The organism is Apilactobacillus kunkeei, from assembly GCF_001308195.1.
Classification (GTDB): Bacteria; Bacillota; Bacilli; order Lactobacillales; family Lactobacillaceae; genus Apilactobacillus; species Apilactobacillus kunkeei_C.
The window spans coordinates 1-19,291 of record NZ_JXDF01000027.1 but is presented as its reverse complement, the minus strand read 5'-3'; the positions used below and the strand labels follow the sequence as shown (position 1 = coordinate 19,291).

Here is a 19,291-nt window from a genome sequence, read left to right as displayed (position 1 = left end):
GGTGATATAATGAACAATTGTTTATAGTTTACTTAATGAAGATATTTAAAATAACTAATAGAAGGGTGCTTTATAGTGGAGAAACAAGAAACTAATTCTTTAGAAGAATTAAACAAAATCTTTCGCATTTTGTCTAAACATATCAAATTGATAATTACTACGGTTGTAATTACAGTATTGGTTTTTGCAATCGGAGTATTTTTTGTCGTTAAACCAAAATACCAAGCGACATCAGAAATTATCGTTAGCCAAAGATTGGATCGTGACGCTCAAGCAGCTGAACAACAACAAATTCAATCTACCGACTTGCAACTAGTTAATACATATAAGAGTATTTTGAGCAGTCAAACAGTTGGTAATTCAGTAAAGCATAAGGTTGGTAACAAGATTTATAAGGACAGTGAATTAAACGTTTCAACTGACACAAATTCACAAGTTATTAATATTAACGTTACTTCTCACGATGCAAAGCAAGCAGCTAGAATCGCTAACGTTACTGCTTCTACATTCAAATCAAAAATCAAGAACATTATGAACGTCAATAACGTCTCAATTATTTCAAAGGCTAGAGAAATTAAGAAGCCAATCTTCCCTAAGAAGGGGATTAGCCTACTAGCCGGTGCACTGGTTGGTATTATCTTAGGAATGTTCTTAGCACTATTGAGTGAATTCAACGATAAAACAATATCTACGACTGACTTTATCGAAAAGGACTTGGGTCTTATTAACCTAGGAACAATCAGTGATATTGACATGCAAACCATCAGTAAACAAATTAAGAAATAAAGGAAGAGTGTAATGGGATTATTTAATAAGAGTCCAAAGAAAAAATTAAATGATGACAGTTCCAAATTCGGGGTTAATTTGGTTGCTGAATTGTACCCAACTTCATCAGTATCTGAACAATTCAGAACTGTAATGACTAATATTTCATTCGCCAACATCAATGGTGAACTAAAGAGCATTATGGTGACCTCAAGTGATCCTTCAGAAGGTAAGTCTACTTTCAGTGCTAACTTAGCCGTTACTTACGCCAAGCAAGGTAGAAACGTTGTTTTAGTCGATGCTGATATGAGAAGACCAACGGTTCACAAAAGCTTTAACGTCAGCAACCAAAAGGGATTATCAACAATCTTATCTGGTAACTCAACAATTGAAGACACTATCAAATACACTTCAATTGATAACTTAAACGTAATTACCAGTGGTCCGATTCCACCTAATGCATCTGCATTACTAGGAAACCGCAAGATTATTGATATTATCAACAAGTTTAACAAGCCAAATGACTTGGTAATTGTTGATGTACCACCTGTTAACACAATGACTGATGCATCAATCGTTTCTACTACTGTTGACGGTACTATTTTCGTATTACCACAAGGCGTGGCAGAAAAGAAACGTGCCAAGATGGCCGTAGAACAACTAAAGAAGGTTAACGCCAACATCCTAGGTGGTGTGATGAACATGTCTAAGGACAACATCACCAACGATTACTATTACTATTATTCAAAGTAGGAGTTATTAAATGATTGATTTACATTGTCACATGTTGCCATCTGTAGATGATGGGGCAAAGACTATTAGTATGGCCTTGGATATGGCAAGGGAAGCCAAATCAGATGGAATCAATAAAATCCTACTAACTCCCCATCACATGGATGGCGAATATATAAATCACAGAAAAGAAATCGAAAAAGAAGTCGCTAACTTACAAATGACTTTTAACGACAACAATATCGGTATTGAGTTACGTCCGGGTCAAGAGGTTCACATCAATGGTGACCTTTTGAAAGACATTGATGAAGACGACGTGTTATATGCTGACGGTATCAATAAGAAGTACATGATGCTTGAATTCCCACATAGTGGGGTGCCTGAATATGCAGAAGACATGATTTTTGAATTAAAGGTGAAGGGGATTATTCCAATCATCGTTCATCCGGAACGTAATCACGGAATTCAACAAGATCCAGACATCTTATTTGATTTGGTTAGTCAGGGATGCCTAACTCAAATCACCGCTACCAGTTATGTTGGTGGCTTTGGTTCAACAATTCAACGTTTTACAGACAAGATTGTCGATGCTGGACTTGGGTTCATGTTTTCATCCGATGCCCATAACATGGAAGGTCGTCGTTTTAGAATGAAGGAAGCCTTTGACCGTTTGGCAGAAAAGAAGGGCAAAGACTTTGCCTTGCAATATGAACAAAATGCCGAAAAGGTTTGGAACAGCGAAACAATTGAAATAGGGAATATAGATAGAGTCAAGGAAGAAAGCACAGCTTCTAAATTCTTTAAGAAGCTTTTTGGGAAATAGAGAAGGTAGGTTAAATAGAAATGGAAAAGCATTCAAATATTTATAGTAATTTTTACCTTACTGTTAAAAGATTATTTGATATTGCTGCTAGTTTATTTGCGTTACTAATTACGTTGCCACTAACATTGGTGGTATCACTCTGTATTTATTTAGATGATAGAGGTCCCATTTTTTACACACAAGAAAGAATTGGTAAGGATGGAAAACCATTTAGAATCTACAAATTCAGATCAATGTGTCAAAATGCTGATGCTAAGAAAAGAGAATTAACCGAACAAAATGAAGTTAACGGTGCCATGTTCAAGATGAGCAATGACCCTCGAGTCACTAGGGTAGGGTGCTTCATTAGACGCCATAGTATCGATGAATTACCACAATTAATCAACGTGTTATTGGGTAATATGACAGTTGTTGGTCCAAGACCACCTTTGCCAGAAGAAGTCGCTCAATACAGTGAACATGATAAGGAGCGACTAAAGGTCAAGCCTGGTTGTACCGGTCTATGGCAAGTGAGCGGAAGAAATTCATTAGACTTTGATGAAATGGTAGAGCTAGATATTGATTACATTGAACACGCAAGTCTTTTGTTAGATATGAAGATTTGTTTTAAGACGGTTTGGATTATGATTTATCCAAACGAAGCGTATTAGTAACAGGGAGATTTTATGCCAAGAGAGAAAGAAAAACTGAAAATTATGTATGTTGTAGAGTCACTCGGCGGAGGAGTCCTCTCATACCTACTACTTTTATGCAATGAACTAGCGAAAAAGGGCAATGATATTACATTGCTTTATGGAGTTAGACAACAAACTCCTGATAACTTGAGAGAGCTATTTGATAACAGAGTTAACTTAATCGAAGTAAAGAATTTCCAACGTGCTGTTAGTCCAATTGCCGATTATAGGGCATACTGTGAAGTTAAACAGCAGATATTGGACGTCAAACCAGATGTCGTCCACTTGAATTCATCAAAAGCTGGTGCCATTGGTAGAATGATCAAACTATTCAATTTCCGTAGTTTGAAAAACATCCAATTCTTCTATACACCACATGGTTACTCTTTTTTGATGGGTAATGAATCGCCTTTAAAAAGAAATATATACTACGCCATTGAATCTTTGTTGAGTAAGCTAAATACCACGACAATCGCTTGTGGTAGTGGTGAATATAAGTATGCCAAAAAGATTGATAAGAATTCTAAGTATGTAAATAATTGTGTGGATTTGGATTACATTGATTCATTTGTGAATAGTGATTCTAACACGTTGACGAACGTGTTTTACACAGTTGGTAGAATCAACGAACAAAAGAATCCAAAATTGTTTAATCAAATCGCTTTAAGACACCCTGAATGGCAATTTATTTGGATCGGTGATGGACCAATGAGAGATGAACTATCAGCATCCAATATCAAAGTAACAGGGTGGCTTTCCAATCAAGAAGTGATGAAAAGCATTCAAGAATATGCCAACTTTATTTTGACATCTAAGTGGGAAGGTCTTCCAATCGTGTTATTGGAAGCCATGGCCTTACGAAAAAAATGCTTTGTCACCGATGTTAGTGGTAATTCAGAAGTGATTAATGACACTAATGGTTTTAAATTTAACACCGTTGATGAATTTGACGAGCAATGCGCAAGCATCAAAAGAGATGAAAACTCGTATAAGGGTGTAATGGCACGCAAAGACGTGGAATGTCTATATTCAAAGGATTCCTTCGTACAGGGATACAGCAGAATTTATGAGGGATAGTTTTAAGGAGAACGAAATGATTTCAGTAATTATGTCTACCTATAATCGTGGTCAGAAGATTAGTCGATCAGTTGAATCAATCTTGCAACAAACAGTCAGAGATATCGAATTTATCATTTGTGATGATTGTTCAACCGACGATACCTATGCCACATTACAAAAGATTGCCAAGTCAGATGATCGTGTGAAGTTAATCAGAAACGAGCACAACATGGGACTGCAAAAGTCTTTAAATAGATGTCTTAGCATATCTAATGGTGATTACATCGCTAGAATGGACGATGATGATTTCTCATTGCCAGATCGATTTGAAACTCAATTGAAATTTTTACAAGATAACCTTGAATATAGTTTTGTGGGCTCAAACGCTGATGAAGTGTTTGATGATCATAGCCTAGTCACTGATTTACCAAGTCATCCAGACGAATTCGACTTGATTAAGAGAAATCCCTATGTACATCCATCAATTATGATGCGAGCTTCAGTAATCAAAGCTGTTGGTGGCTATTCTGAAGCTGTTAACCATTTAAGAGTGGAAGATTACGAACTATGGATGCGTCTATACAAGAATGGCTATAAGGGTGCCAACATCAAGAGACCGCTAGTGGAATATAGCAAGTCATTTACTAACACTAGATTTTTAGATCGCAAGAATACCATTAGATTAGTGCATCAATATATTTATGACTTTAACTTACCAATTTACTATGAATATATTAATGTACTAACAGCCGCCAAGTTATTGGTGCCAGCTAAATTGAAGAGATTAATAAGACTTATATAGTAAGAGGGATTTGATTAAGAAATGAGACAAGCAATTCTTGTTATGAATAATGGTGGATTTGATACTTTACAACAAACAATCAATCTACTTGATGATAAAGATATCGATTTTTATATTTACGCTAAAAACAACGGTAGTTTAACTGCCAAGAACTCCAAGTTAACCTTTGTTGGATGCAATAAGAAGGTACATGCTCAAACTTTTGCTGAATTAGCAGAAGAAAAATTACTAATTCAACAAGCGTTGAAGGGTGATTATGAATACTTTCATTTAATTTCATCCAATGATTTTCCATTGATGACCAAACAATACTTCAAGGATTACTTCGCAAGTAAACCGGTTAAATTAGGGTTTGTAGAATTCTCCGATTCTCAAGATCAACATTCATTGGCTTTCTACTACCCATTTAACAACTTTAACTACCAAAGAGTATGGACTGCTTTTCCATTCGTTAAAGTATGCATGTTATTAAACCACTTGTTTGGTGTTGAAAGAATTGCTAGTGAAGATGTCGTAAAGGGATGTCCTTACTTCTCACTACCAAGAGAATATGTAACCGAACTAGATGAACAAAAGGTTGATAACTATCGTCATACCATTAATCCAAAGAACTTCTTTGCGCAAACCGCATTGAAGAACTTAAAGACTAACAATCCTGAATACACAATGAATTCTAATCGCTTTAACTTGATGAAAGCTTACGGTGATTCAGCTAGATACGCTAACTATGTCAAAACTAAAAAGATTAATTGGTTCGATGAAAATGCTTATCAATTCTCTGATGAAGACAGAGACGAACTAGGCAAAGTTGTTAATTCAGACTATGCCTTTGCGCACAATGTAACCGACGGTGACGACTTAGCGTCATTATTGAAAGATTAAGATTGGGAGGAAACTATGAAACACGCAGTTATGATTATGGGATACGGAGACGGCAAGATTGTTCAAAACACCATCGATGTATTAGATGATCCAGAAATTGATTTTTTTATCCATTGGGATAAGAAATTTGATATTCCAGAATTTAAGAGTGTTCACTCTCAAATCTATTTTATTAAAAATCGCCGCAAGGTTTATTGGGGTACTGATACCCAAACAATGGTTGAACGTATGATGTTAGAACAAGTCTACAATACACATCGTTACGATTATGTCCACCTAATTTCATCAAACGACATGCCATTAATGACCCCAGATTACTTCAAGTCATACTTTGAAAAGAAACCATATGCAATTGGTTTTCTAGATTATATCGACAGACAAATTTATAACCGTGCCAAGTACTATTACCCAATTAGATACATGAAACTAAAGACCGGTGTTAGATTCTACATGATTATTAAGAATCTTGAATACATCAATACAATCCTAGGTGTTGATAGATTGAAGCACAAGATATTGGAAAAGGGATGTAACTGGTTCTCAATGGACATTAAATACGTCAAAAGAGTGCTTGATTTCAAGGACTTCAAGATGTTTAAGAACACATTTACTGGTGATGAATTCTTTATTCAAACCATATTGCGTGATTTGAAGCCAAAAGGTCTTACTGAAAAGTATGATTACTATTCTGATGATTACAGAATGACTCGATCAAGTGTGATGGCTAGCCGTTATATCGATTGGCTGAATGGTCATGGTAAACCATATGTCTTTACTACTGATGACGTTGATCGTCTAAAGAAAGTCGTTAATACCGAGTATGCATTTGGTAGAAAGATTGATGATGAAGCGGTAATCACAGACACCTTTAAAGACTACTTAGCTAATAAAGGAGAATAAACGTGGGTACGATAGACATAATAAAACAACGATTATATCTTTTTTCGTATATAGTTTTAATGGCTACATCAATGCTATATATGTACAGTGAATTTAATAGTGTTGATCAACTTCCAGAACCTGGATATGTAAAAATGATTTGGTGGGCTGGAATTGCCATTTTTATTGTTTTGCAAGCCACGCTTTTATTGTTAAACATCAACGATCGACTCAAAATGAGTTGCCTAATCATTTTAGCTGGTTTGTTTTTGCTTGATATGATTGGTTTTAAATCGATTAATCTTCAGATTATTTGCCTGTCATTTTTAATCATGAATAGTGAATCGGTCAGCTTTAAGGAATTTATTAAGGTCGATTTTGTCACCAGACTTGCCTGTATTGCTTCGATTTTAATAATGTTTTTCTGTGGTATTTTTCCCAGTCAATATGATGTATATGTTCCAAGAGGGGACACCATCAGAAGTTCATTAGGATTTAACCATCCTAATTCATTTGGTGGGTACTGCCTATACATTCTGATTTCATTTTTACTTTTCTTCTATAGTACGGGACGTCTACAAAACTTAAAGAAAATCAGTAATCTATTCTGGTTCTTACTTATGTTTATCACAGGATTCTTTATTGAATTCGTATATGCAGATTCAAGAAGTTCACAAGTGGCATTCATCTTAATGGTGCTACTAATTATTCCGCTCGTATTCAACAAGAATATCAAATCATTTAAGCCATTATTAGGAATTTTCATCCTATTGATTATGACTTTAACATCGGTCATGGTTGTGTTTTACTATAATCAATTCAGTACCTTTTTCGTGAAGTTAAATGATTTAACCTCCAATCGTTTATTTTTACAAAATGAGGCTTTTAAGGTATTTGGTTTTAATCTATTCAACGTTAGTGATTTCGCACAGGGCAATCCAATTTGGGTAGACAATCAATACGTTTACAACCTGATTTCGACTGGTATTATCGGTTCTTTAATTTATACATATATATACGCAAAATCATTTGTTAACGCACATAAGGCTGATTGCTATATTTTGTATATTGTTTTAATTGCGCTAATCTTCAAGGGTAGCTTTGAATCAACATTAATTGACTACTACGCACTGCTACCAATTATCTGTTCATTCTTCATGGTAAATAAAATTAGCATGAAACAATAATCGGGTATTATTTTTTCTTCGGGTATATGTTATTATAGACAGTTGCTTTAAACAGAGGAGGAATAATTTTGGACGATAATAAACATTGGCGTAAGAATCTTTGGATATTGCTATTTGGTACTTTTCTAACAGGGATTGCCTTTAGTGAAGTTATTCCATTTCAACCGCTATATATTTCTGAATTAGGCGATTTTAGTAAGAGCCAACTCTCACTACTTAGTGGAATTGTATATGCTTCTTCTTTTATTGTCGTAATTTTTACATCGGCCATGTGGGGACGATTTGCGGATCGTCATGGACGAAAGAGAATGGTGTTACAAACATCATTCGGTTCAGCTGTTACGCTATTTTTAATGGCTTTTTGTACCAATGTCTGGGAACTTCTAATCCTAAAGTGTCTACAAGGATTCTTTGACGGGGTTATCCCTAACTCAATCGCATTGGTTGCAACTAGTACACCCAGAAACAAGACTGGATATGCATTAAGTTGGCTATCAACTGGATACACAAGTGGATTTTTAGTTGGACCTATTTTTGGTGGTTTATTAGTACGATTATTGAGTATTCGTGTTTCATTTATGGTAACGGGATTACTACTATTTTCGTTCTTTTTACTAACTTATTTCTTCGTAGAAGAACACTTCAAGCCAGATCCAGCTAAGCTAAAAGAAAAGAAGGAATCGTTTGTTAAAATTATCAAACGTTTCCCAAACACACACTTTGTTGTTTGGATTTTAATTATTTCAATCGCGCTTCAAATTATGAACAACTCAATCAATCCATTGATTACCTTATACGTTAAAGAGTTAATGAATAACTCTGGAAACGTATCTGTTGTATCAGGGATTGTTGCAGCTATGCCAGGTATTGGGATGGTACTTGTTTCTCCTTGGTTCGGAAGACTAGGAGACAGATATGGTACCAACAAAATCCTAACGCTTGGGTTCATCTTGGCAATTCTATTTATTTTCCCTCAAGGCTTTGCACCAACCGTTCTATTCTTTGGTGTATTTAGATTCTTAACTGGGGTTTCAAATGCGGCAATTTTTCCATCTGTTCAAACATTGCTGGCAAAGGGAACACCATCAGAATCTACAGGGATGGCATTTAGTCTAAACCAAGGTGCACAAGCCGTTGGTATTTGTATTGGTTCATTAATGGGAAGTATTATTTCATCTATCTGGGATTACAACGTGGTCTTCTACGTTAGTGCCTTAGTAGTATTGGTTACATTTATCCTAGTTAAGATTAAAGTGCCGGAATTGAGAGATTCAAACGCAGAATAAGTATTTTTCATTGAGAATGTAGGTGTAAAAGGGTAAATGAATAAGGGACTTGTTAAAAATATAATCAATCTAATGATCAGTAATTTAATATCACTGATGATTAGTGTCTTATCATCATTTATTACGCCTGTTATCTTGGGTCATGATGGATATGGTTACTATAAAATATTCTCACTATATACGACGTATGTACCATTGCTTCACATTGGATTTATCGATGGGATTTTAATTCGAAATGCTGGTAAAAAAATAGAAGATATCTCGTTTAATAAGTTTAGAACCTATACGTTATTCTTGTTAATATTCGAGTTATTCTTAAGTATTGTAATGAGTATCTTTGCATGCTTAATTAATATCCCGCAAATTAATCGAGAAATTATTATTGCAATTGCTATATATTCATTCTTATTGAATGCACTAACATACTTTCAGTTCTTTTCTAAGTGTATTATGCGCTTTAGTGAATTGGCATCTATCGCAAGACTTCAATCATTTATCAATCTATTCTTTTTATTATTAGCTTTGTACCTATATAAATTTACAGCTTTCAATGTAAACGTCACTTACTACATGTTTTACATGAACTTCGCTGTGTTTATATTACTTTGCTACTACCTCGTTAGATATAAGAAAATTATATTAGGTGAACGTAAAACTTTGGCTAGCCAATTTAAAAATATCCGGGTATTTTTCAGAGTTGGTTTCGCAATTATGATCTCGTATCAAATTACGATGGTGATGGTTAACGCTGATAATCAATTTATCTCAATGTTTTTCAAGGTTAGTGAATATGGTAAGTATGCATTTGCATACTCACTAGCGGCCTTGCTATTAACAGTGTTTAACGCCGTTTCTTCGGTAATGTTACCGTACATGAAAAAGGTGGGGAAATCAGCGGTTGTATCTAATCATGATTCAAACATGGCAGTCATGAACGCAATTGTTTTTTTCGTCATTGCTTCGTACTATCCAATCGCTTGGATAGTTAACAATTTTATTGCTAGTTATAGTGAATCTGTTCAATATTTAAGTGTCGTCTTTCCGGGAGTCGGGATTACTTGTATTGTGCAGTCTTATATATTCAATGACTACATCATGGCTAAGAAAATTAAGGACTTCTGCTATATCTCATTAGCCAACTTAGTATTTGACTTTGCCGTTTACTACGTTGGATTTAGATTAAGTCATAGTACGCTTAAAATCGCGCTATTATCAATTCCACTGTTAATGATATGGTATCTAACCCTTGAATGGTTTATGAACGCTGAATCTGGAGTGAAGTTCATTAAGAACTTCTATTACTTGATGATCATGGCATTTGCATTTATTGTCATTAGCCACATCAGTAATATCTGGATTAGTCTGATTGCATATGTCATTACGTATGTCGCTGTTACATTAGCGTTTTATTTTAAAACATTTAAAACTATTATCTTAAATTTATAAAGTAGCATTAAAAACTAATCCTAAAATAATCGACGTTTTTTAGGGAATTAATCATCAGATGTTATATTAATTTATGAATAGGTAAGAGAAGATAGATTACTTTATTCCAGGGACTTTGTCCCACGTTTATTAATCCATAATTAAAAAAAGAGGCCTCCGCGGAGGTCTCTTTTTATTTAACATCTACATCAGAAGATAGCACGTAAGTATTATCATTGATCTTGTAGAAGTTGGTTTGTTCATCTTGGACTAACTTGGTAGATGTTAGTTTAGTTCCTTTTTTGTAGGTGTCTTTCTTCAATGAATCAAGACGAGGAAAACTGTATTGACTTGTTTGATTATTTTTAACAATTAGTTCATATTTACCATTATGTTTTTTCTTTGTCACAGCGACGGTTTGATTAACTGCTTTCAATGTGGAATCAACGTTACTATTCTTGGTGGCGATACTAATAGCAGCGATGATGGCAATGAATAACAAGATAATGACGATTACAATTTTTGAAAATGTACTTTTCATTTTTTTCATTCCTTCTCATTTTTACTTTGCTACTTCATAGTATACAACTTTTACTGATAGAGCAATGAAAAAGTAGGTGCTTTTACTTTATATTAAAAAATAATTAGAATTAATCATTGACTTCTCATTTGTAAGCATGTATTATTCAAGATAATCAATCCGTACGAAAGAAGGTTATCCATTTGAAGAACGTAATTTTAATTTCATGTTGTTGTCAAACTGTCGTTAGCACAAAAGTGGTAACCTTTTTAATCGTGTAACTCGAGATAGTTTGACAGAAATTAATAAAAATTGAGTTATACGAATAAGAGACCACTGTTTGAGGCTAACATTATTGTTATCCTCGGGCAGTGGTCTTTTTCTTTTGATTGAGCACATAAAAACACATAGGAGTGAAAAAATATGAAAAAGTTATTAGTAGCATCAGTAATGACAGCGTTAGCAGGGGTAACGCTATCAGCATGTGGTAATAATTCAGGCGGTAACGATGCCAAGACACAAACATTAAATTTAGCAGCCACATCACAATTAAGTACTTTAGATATCTCAACATCTACTGGATATGGATCCACAGGAAATGCCTTTAGTAGTTTTTACAAGCTTGGTGATGATGGGAAACCAACACTAGATTTAGCGCAAAGTGCTAAGACTAGTAAGGATGGTAAGACATGGACATTTAAACTAAGAGATGCCAAGTGGAGTAATGGCAAGGACATTACTGCCAATGACTTCGTATATTCATGGCGTCGGACTGTAAAACCTGCAACTAAGGCTGAGTACTCATACTTATTCAACGATGTTGAAAACGGTGAAGCTATCACTAACGGTAAGATGAACCCTGATAAGTTAGGGATTAAAGCTCTTAACAAACATACAGTTCAAATTAAGTTAACTAAACCAATCGCATACTTCAAGACCTTGATGGCTTATCCATTATTTGGACCACAAGACCAAGCTACTGTTACTAAGTATGGTGATAAGTATGGAACTAATGCTAAGTACATGGTTTATTCAGGACCATTCTCAATTGAGGGATGGAATGGAACTAATGATACTTGGTCATATGTAAAGAACAATAATTACTGGGATGCTAAGGACATCAAACTAAATAAGATTAACTACACTGTTGTAGCTAACCCAACCACTAGTTTGAACCTTTACAACCAAGGTAAGATTGATGTGACTGCATTATCATCAGAACAATTAAAGAACTACAAGAATAATTCAGAATTGCATGATTACTCATATTCAATGACTACATTCCTACGTTACAACTTTAACGACCCTGATGAACAAAACAGAAAGATTATTAACAACAAAAACATTCGTAAGGCAATCTCTTTAGCAATCGATAGAGATCAACTAAACGAAAGTATTCTTGGTTTCAACACCAAAAAGATTACTGGATTCGTTCCTTACGGTTTAGCTAATGATCCAAAGACTGGCAAGGATTTTGCTGACCAACAAGGCAGCAAAGACTCGCTAGCTTACAACAAGAAGTTAGCTAAACAATACTATGAAAAGGGATTAAAGGAATTAGGCATCAAGAACGTGTCATTATCATTAATGGCTTCAACTGATGATGCTAACACTCCAGTTGCGACACAATACTTAAAGGCGCAACTGGAATCAGTTCTTCCTGGTTTCACTTTAAACCTAAGAACCATTCCGGGTAAGTTAGCCAACGACAATCTAACTAAGGGTAACTTCGAAATTTCACTATCATCATGGGGTGGAGACTTCAAAGACCCAATTACCTTCCTACAAATTCCTGAACAAAACACACCTTACAACTTTGGTAAGTACAACGATGCTAAGTTTAACGCATTATTAAAGAAGGCTGGCACTACAGATGCAAATGACGCAAGCAAACGTTGGCAAGATCTAATCGATGCAAGTAAGGAACTAAACGATGATCAAGGAATTACTCCACTATATCAAGTAAGAACTTACTACCTACAAAAGAGCTACGTTAAAGACGTTATTCACAACACTGCTGGTCCGCAATGGAACTATACGAAAACTTTTATTAAAAAATAATTAAAAAGTGTTGACTTTTCTAATCACGCTCTTATAATAGGGTCAATTAGATAAATAAATAGCGATTATAAGAACAACTAATCAGAATCGTTTTAAGAGAGTGCTGGGTTGATGTGACAGCATAACGAACCTGATTAAAAGTTATCATTCTTTAGTTAGCCCACTGAAACAACAGTAAGTGGCGCCGGTAGCAACCGTTAAGTTGACAGCGTATCGATTTTTATCCGTACGTAGAGGATAGTCTTTTTAGACTATTAAATTAAAGGTGGTAACACGCGGAAGCGTCCTTAGACCCATATTAAGTGTGGGTTTGAGGGCGCTTTTTTATTTATCAATCAGGATTAGGAAAGGAAGTGGTGACAATGCAATTACCGATTAGTGAGTTAGATGATGGACAGATTAATATTTTATTTTGGATTGCAGCGTCACCAAATAAGGTACGCTGCTAGAAAAGGAGCGTATTATTATGACAACTACTGAATTAGAATTAACCGCAACTGAAGAAAGATTAGCCAACGCATTGTTTGAAGCATACAAGACCAAGAAACCATTAAAAATGGATGAATGGGAAGATATGGTGTCTGATGAAGAGTCATCATATCGAGTTCAAAGAAGATTAATGGAATTAAAAGATGAAGATCTTGGTGGATACAAGGTCAGTTTGACTAGTAAGCAAACCCAAGATATGTTCGATTCAAACGAACCACTATATGGAGCTCAAGTTAAATCACATTTCGTTCAATCACCGGTATCATTATCACTGAACAGTGAACTTATGGATCCACTTGCCGAAGTTGAGCTGGTCTTTAAAGCTAAAGAGCCATTATTGCCAACCGATAGCCTAGAGGATTTAGCAAATAAGACCACAGTGTCATCAGGAGTAGAAGTTCCAGACTCAAGATTTTCTGATTGGTTCCCATCACTGTCTAAGTACATGGTCATGTCAGATGCTGCTGTTGGCGGATACGTAGTCTATGGAGAGGAATTTGATACTAATAGTTTCTCACTTAATGATTTAGAAAATGTTACAACTACACTAAGACATGATGGTGAAGAAGTTGCGACTGGATCATCTTCCGAAGTGTTAAGTAATCCTTTAAACGCACTCCAATGGTTGGTCAAAAAACTAGATGAGCAAGATCTAAGACTAGAGGCAGGCCAAAGGGTATCTTCGGGAACCTTCCTGCTTCCTCCACACTTAACCAAAGGACAATGGACAGCAACATTTAATCAAGGGTTTAGTGAAGTAAAATTGAATGTTAAATAAAAGTTATGAAAAAGAACATCCTAATAGGGGATGTTCTTTTTTGTAATATTTATGTAATATATATTGCTTTATTTTTTAAGAAAATATTAAATATAAAAAGTTGATATAACGGGTTATTTCTACACTTACCATAACAATGTTAATAAAATCTTAAATATTATTAACTTTTTTATACGTTTTTGTTACAATACTATTGCAATAATATTGAAAAATTATAATAAGTTTATAACATATAGGTGGTATTTATGAATAATTATCAAGATAGAAAATTGCATTATAAAATGTACAAAAGTGGAAAAAACTGGGTTGTTGCAGGTATTGTTTCAGCAACAATGTCTATTGTATTATTCCAAAATATTAATGATGTTACAGCAAAAGCTAGTCAAAATCATATTACATATTCAGGTAGCTATGCTTCGGCAGATTCCGGTAGTGCTAAAAGTGCATATTCAGCGTCATCTTACATAAGCGGAGCAAGTTCTTCGTCTGTACCTAGCACTGATAATTCAAACAATTCAAGCTTAGCGTCGTCAACAAACTCTAGTGCTGTGACTTCTTCATCAAGTTCAGATGTTATGAATCAATCATCTAATTCACATGAGTCATCAACAAGTTCAGACGTTTCAAATCAATCACAAAGTTCAAAATCAGCATCAACGAGTTCAAATTTGTCAGAAAAATCTGATTCAGCATCACAGTCTAATAAGTCTGTGCAATCATATGAATCTGTTCCTTTAAGTGTATCTTTAGCATCCAATGCTTCACAAAACTTAAAATCGCATACAAAGAACATTGATGGAAAGACATATTTTTATGATTCAAACAATAATGAAGTAAAATCTGCTTTGATGGAAGATAATGACACATATTATTATTTTGGACCTAATGGCTATTTAACTACTTTTAATGATTCAAAATTTTCGGATGGCTCAATCAACTCATCAGATCATTTATCTATTTACACCCCAGATGGTAAATCAATTACAAATGTTGATGGCTTTTTAACAGCTGACTCATGGTATCGTCCTAAACAAATTCAGGTTAGCGATACTCAATGGAGAAATTCTACTGATGCAGATTTTCGACCACTATTGAGTGTGTGGTGGCCTAACAAGACAATTGAAATTAATTACTTAAACTATATGAGCAAAAATGGTCTAGTTAGTGGTCATTTTGATAATAATAGTAGTGCAAATGATATCAACCAAGCAGCTGCTACTGTAAGATTAAGCATTGAAAACAAAATTAAAGCAGATAATGGTGATTTAAGTGAGATTAAATCTTTATTTACCACTTTTGTTAATTCTCAAGATGAATGGAATGTTAATAGTGAAGACTATAATGTTTCTGATGGATTCCAGGGTGGAAATGTGGCTTATGGCAATAATTCACAAACTATAAATGCTAATTCAGATTATAGATTATTTGGTCGTACTCCATCTAAACAAGATGGTAAAGTTGATTACAAAGAAAGCAATTATTATGGTTATGAATTTTTGCTTGGGAATGATGTAGATAATTCGAATCCTACTGTACAAGCAGAAACACTAAACTGGTTATACTACCTTATGAATTTTGGTAGTATCACTCAAAATGATCCAAATGGTAATTTTGACAGTGTTCGTGTTGATGCTGTCGATAACATGGATGCAGATATTTTGAATATCATTGGTGAATACTTTAAGAGTGCATACAAGATTAATGAAAACGATAGTAACTCCAATAATCATATTTCTATATTAGAAGATTGGAGTAAGAATGATGCTTATTATGAAAAGAATCATGGAACAAATCAAATGACAATTGATGGTGATTATTTAGGTGCCTTACAAGCTGACTTAATGAGCTCACCTTCAAATAGATATGATTTATCTTCTCTAATTACTTCAGGAGTTGTAGATAGAACAAACGACGATACAGAAAATACAAACATTCCTAATTATTCAATTGTTAGAGCTCATGATAATGGTGTTCAAAGTATTATTTCTAATATTGTGATTGATAAAATTGCACCAAATTCCACTGGATTGAATCCTACATTAGATCAAATAAGTAAAGCCTTTGAAATTTATAATAGCGACGAAAATAGTACTGATAAAAAATATACTCAATATAATATTCCAGCTTCTTATGCCTTAATATTAACTAATAAGGATACAACTCCAAGAGTTTATTACGGAGATATGTATACTGATAATGGACAATTCATGGCTAATAGATCACCTTATTATGATTCTATTTCTTCTATGCTCAACGCTAGAATAAAATATGTTTCTGGTGGACAATCGATGAATACAGTTAAAGTAGATAATGGCTTTGACACAATCTTAACATCGGTTAGATATGGAAAAGGTGCTTTGAAATCAACAGATGTTGGTGATGATACTACCAGAACATCCGGTATTGCGGTAATTGAAAGCAACAATCCTAATCTTAAATTATCTAGTACAGATAAAGTTGTAGTACATATGGGTGCTGCACATAAAAATCAAGAATATCGTCAATTATTAACAGCTACTGATTCTGGTATTGCTACATTTAATAGTGATAGTGCTAATGGATACGTATTGGCTCGTACTGATGATAATGGTGACTTAACATTGGATGGGAGCGTCATAAAGGGTTATGCAAATCCACAGGTGTCAGGATATTTGTCAATGTGGGTTCCTTTGGGAGCATCTGATAGTCAAGATATCAGAACGGATCCAAGTACAACACCAACGAATGATGGTCAATCACTTCACTCGAATTCTGCATCTGATTCTAATGTAATCTTTGAAGCATTTTCTAACTTTCAAGATTTTGCTAAAACAACTGATCAATACGAAAATGTTGTTATTCAAAAGAACGCAGATAAATTTAAACAATTAGGATTTACGTATGTTGAGTTACCACCTCAGTATCGTTCAACTACAGATGGAACTTTCTTAGATTCTACTGTTCAGAATGGTTATGCATTTAATGATAGATATGATTTAGGATTTGGTACCCCAACTAAATACGGTACAGCTGAACAACTAACTGATGCGATTAAATCTTTGCATGCACAAGGAATTAAAGTAATAGCTGATTTTGTTCCTGATCAACTCTACTCTTTACCAAATCAACAAATAGTAGATGCATCAAGAGTAGATCCGCAGGGGGCTCTTGAATCAACTAATTCATTCACGAATGTACTTTATGATACATTTAGTAAAAGTTCCGGAACAGATTATCAAGCTAAGTACGGTGGAGAATTTTTAGGCAAACTGAAAGAGTTATATCCAGATTTATTTACCATAAAGCAAATTTCAACAGGACAACCAATCGATGCTTCTACTAAGATTAAGACATGGACTGCTCAATATCTTAATGGATCAAATATTCAAGGTAGAGGTTCACAATTTGTTTTAAGTAATTTAGGAAACAGTGGGTACTTTACAGTAACTACTAATGATAACAGTAATATTTCTTCTAGTTTTCTTCCAAAACAACTATACGGTGAAAATGTTCAATATGGATTAAGGAATATTAATGGGGAAATTAAGTATATTTCAACTAGTGGATATGTTCCTACAAATGCATTCTTAGAAGATGATAATGGAAATTGGTATTACATTGGTGCCGATGGAAATTTTGTTAAATCTCCAGAAAAAATTAATGGTGTTAATTATTACTTTGTATCTAATGGTGTTAATTTAAGGGATTTCATTTACAGAGATCCTGATGGGAAAATGTATTACTATCAAAGTAATGGTGCAATGGCAACCACTGCTGGATATTACTATAGTAATAACATGGGTCATGAACTTTACATTAACAAGGATGGTACAGTTCACACAGGCCTACTGATTAATGGTGATAACGAACAATATTACGATGAAAACGGTTATCAAGTTAAGGGCGATATCGTTGTAATTAACGGTAAAAGAAAGTACTTTGAACCGACACTCGGTAATATGGTAAAGAAGGGCTATGTTTGTTATGAAAATAATTGGTATTATGCTGATGAGAATGGAGATTTTGTAACTGGCATTCAAAAGATTGGTACCGATTATTCATACTTTAATTCTGAAGGCATTCAAGAAAAGAATACTTTTGCCTTACGTAATGGAAAAATGGTTTACTTTGATAATGATCTTGGAAACATGGCAAGGGACACTTTCATTAATCGTAATGGAAAGATTTATTACGCTGACGATAATGGATATCTTTTAAAAGGTTATCAAGACATTAACGGTACAAAAGTATTCTTTAACGACGATTATACACAACTAAAAGATGTAATTGAAAATGTTAATGGCAAGTTAATGTATTTTGATGGCGGATATGGACATGCTTATACTGGTGGTTTTTTTGAAAAAAATGGAAATTATTACTATGCTCTTAGTGATGGTACTTTAGCAACTGGTAGCATTGACATTGATGGATATGGATATTATTTTGATGAAAATGGAATTCAGGTTAAAGGTAAAATTATTTCATTTAAAGATGGAACTCAAAAATACTATGAAGCTAGTCTAGGTCATTTGGTAGTTAGTCAACAAGAAGTGATAGACGGACATAAGTATAGATCTGATGCTGAAGGAAATCTTGAATTAATTGATTCTAATTCAAATAATAGTAGTTCAGAATATCAAAGCAGTGTATCAAGTCATGAAGCACAAAGCAGTGCATCAAGTCATGAAGCACAAAGTAGCTCAAGTGCACAAAGTAGTGCAGTAAGTCATGAAGCACAAAGTAGCTCGAGTGCACAAAGTAGTGCATCAAGTCATGAAGCACAAAGTAGCTCAAGTGCACAAAGTAGTGCAGTAAGTCATGAAGCACAAAGTAGCTCGAATGCACAAAGTAGTGCATCAAGTCATGAAGCACAAAGTAGCTCAAGTGCACAAAGTAGTGCATCAAGTCATGAAGCACAAAGTAGCTCAAGTGCACAAAGTAGTGCAGTAA

At 34.4% G+C, this 19,291-nt stretch carries 15 protein-coding genes and 1 other annotated feature; of the genes, 14 read left to right on the top strand and 1 reads right to left on the bottom strand.

What is annotated here, in order from left to right; translation table 11 throughout:
- Nucleotides 1-75 precede the first annotated feature (75 nt).
- The 11 genes from RZ78_RS06360 to RZ78_RS06310 all read left to right on the top strand — a co-directional run bounded on the left by RZ78_RS06360 (nucleotide 76) and on the right by RZ78_RS06310 (nucleotide 10,535).
- On the top strand, nucleotides 76-786 hold the full coding sequence (locus RZ78_RS06360; RefSeq protein WP_054608477.1) for a YveK family protein: 711 nt from the start codon (nucleotides 76-78) through the stop codon (nucleotides 784-786).
- Nucleotides 787-798: 12 nt separating this feature from the next.
- Nucleotides 799-1,518, top strand: a complete 720-nt coding sequence (locus RZ78_RS06355; RefSeq protein ID WP_054608476.1) for a CpsD/CapB family tyrosine-protein kinase — start codon at nucleotides 799-801, stop codon at nucleotides 1,516-1,518.
- Between the two features lie 10 nt (nucleotides 1,519-1,528).
- Nucleotides 1,529-2,320 (top strand): tyrosine-protein phosphatase, encoded by a 792-nt coding sequence (locus RZ78_RS06350; protein WP_054608475.1) that lies wholly within the window; start codon nucleotides 1,529-1,531, stop codon nucleotides 2,318-2,320.
- A 20-nt stretch (nucleotides 2,321-2,340) separates the two neighbouring features.
- Nucleotides 2,341-2,970: a sugar transferase gene (locus tag RZ78_RS06345; protein ID WP_054608474.1), complete on the top strand. Its 630-nt coding sequence runs from the start codon at nucleotides 2,341-2,343 to the stop codon at nucleotides 2,968-2,970.
- A 45-nt stretch (nucleotides 2,971-3,015) separates the two neighbouring features.
- Complete coding sequence (locus RZ78_RS06340) at nucleotides 3,016-4,071, top strand: glycosyltransferase (RefSeq protein WP_191978850.1); 1,056 nt, start codon at nucleotides 3,016-3,018, stop codon at nucleotides 4,069-4,071.
- Between the two features lie 16 nt (nucleotides 4,072-4,087).
- Entirely contained in the window at nucleotides 4,088-4,855 is a 768-nt protein-coding gene (locus RZ78_RS06335) for a glycosyltransferase (protein WP_054608472.1), read from the top strand.
- A 21-nt stretch (nucleotides 4,856-4,876) separates the two neighbouring features.
- On the top strand, nucleotides 4,877-5,737 hold the full coding sequence (locus RZ78_RS06330; RefSeq protein WP_054608471.1) for a hypothetical protein: 861 nt from the start codon (nucleotides 4,877-4,879) through the stop codon (nucleotides 5,735-5,737).
- 15 nt (nucleotides 5,738-5,752) lie between these two features.
- A complete protein-coding gene (locus RZ78_RS06325) occupies nucleotides 5,753-6,637 on the top strand; it encodes a beta-1,6-N-acetylglucosaminyltransferase (RefSeq protein ID WP_054608470.1) in 885 nt (294 codons plus the stop codon).
- 59 nt (nucleotides 6,638-6,696) lie between these two features.
- Entirely contained in the window at nucleotides 6,697-7,803 is a 1,107-nt protein-coding gene (locus tag RZ78_RS06320; RefSeq protein WP_155451859.1) for an O-antigen ligase family protein, read from the top strand.
- Nucleotides 7,804-7,871: 68 nt separating this feature from the next.
- The gene (locus RZ78_RS06315) at nucleotides 7,872-9,089 is read left to right on the top strand and encodes an MFS transporter (RefSeq protein WP_053792082.1); all 1,218 of its coding nucleotides are present in this window, start codon (nucleotides 7,872-7,874) and stop codon (nucleotides 9,087-9,089) included.
- 36 nt (nucleotides 9,090-9,125) lie between these two features.
- Nucleotides 9,126-10,535 carry an oligosaccharide flippase family protein gene (locus RZ78_RS06310; RefSeq protein ID WP_054608468.1) on the top strand — a complete coding sequence of 470 codons (1,410 nt, stop codon included), beginning with the start codon at nucleotides 9,126-9,128 and terminating at the stop codon, nucleotides 10,533-10,535.
- Nucleotides 10,536-10,707: 172 nt separating this feature from the next.
- Here RZ78_RS06310 and RZ78_RS06305 read toward each other — a convergent pair whose 3' ends face one another.
- On the bottom strand, nucleotides 10,708-11,055 hold the full coding sequence (locus RZ78_RS06305; protein WP_034532221.1) for a hypothetical protein: 348 nt from the start codon (nucleotides 11,053-11,055) through the stop codon (nucleotides 10,708-10,710).
- A gap of 402 nt (nucleotides 11,056-11,457) precedes the next feature.
- Between RZ78_RS06305 and RZ78_RS06300 the strand changes: the two genes are divergently transcribed.
- The 3 genes from RZ78_RS06300 to RZ78_RS06290 all read left to right on the top strand — a co-directional run.
- Nucleotides 11,458-13,095 (top strand): peptide ABC transporter substrate-binding protein, encoded by a 1,638-nt coding sequence (locus RZ78_RS06300; RefSeq protein ID WP_054608467.1) that lies wholly within the window; start codon nucleotides 11,458-11,460, stop codon nucleotides 13,093-13,095.
- Nucleotides 13,096-13,150: 55 nt separating this feature from the next.
- Nucleotides 13,151-13,387, top strand: a binding site (T-box leader).
- 174 nt (nucleotides 13,388-13,561) lie between these two features.
- On the top strand, nucleotides 13,562-14,362 hold the full coding sequence (locus RZ78_RS06295) for a 2-keto-4-pentenoate hydratase (RefSeq protein ID WP_054608466.1): 801 nt from the start codon (nucleotides 13,562-13,564) through the stop codon (nucleotides 14,360-14,362).
- 281 nt (nucleotides 14,363-14,643) lie between these two features.
- Nucleotides 14,644-19,291 (top strand): glycoside hydrolase family 70 protein (locus RZ78_RS06290; RefSeq protein ID WP_191978848.1); only part of this gene is annotated, 4,648 nt, incomplete at its 3' end.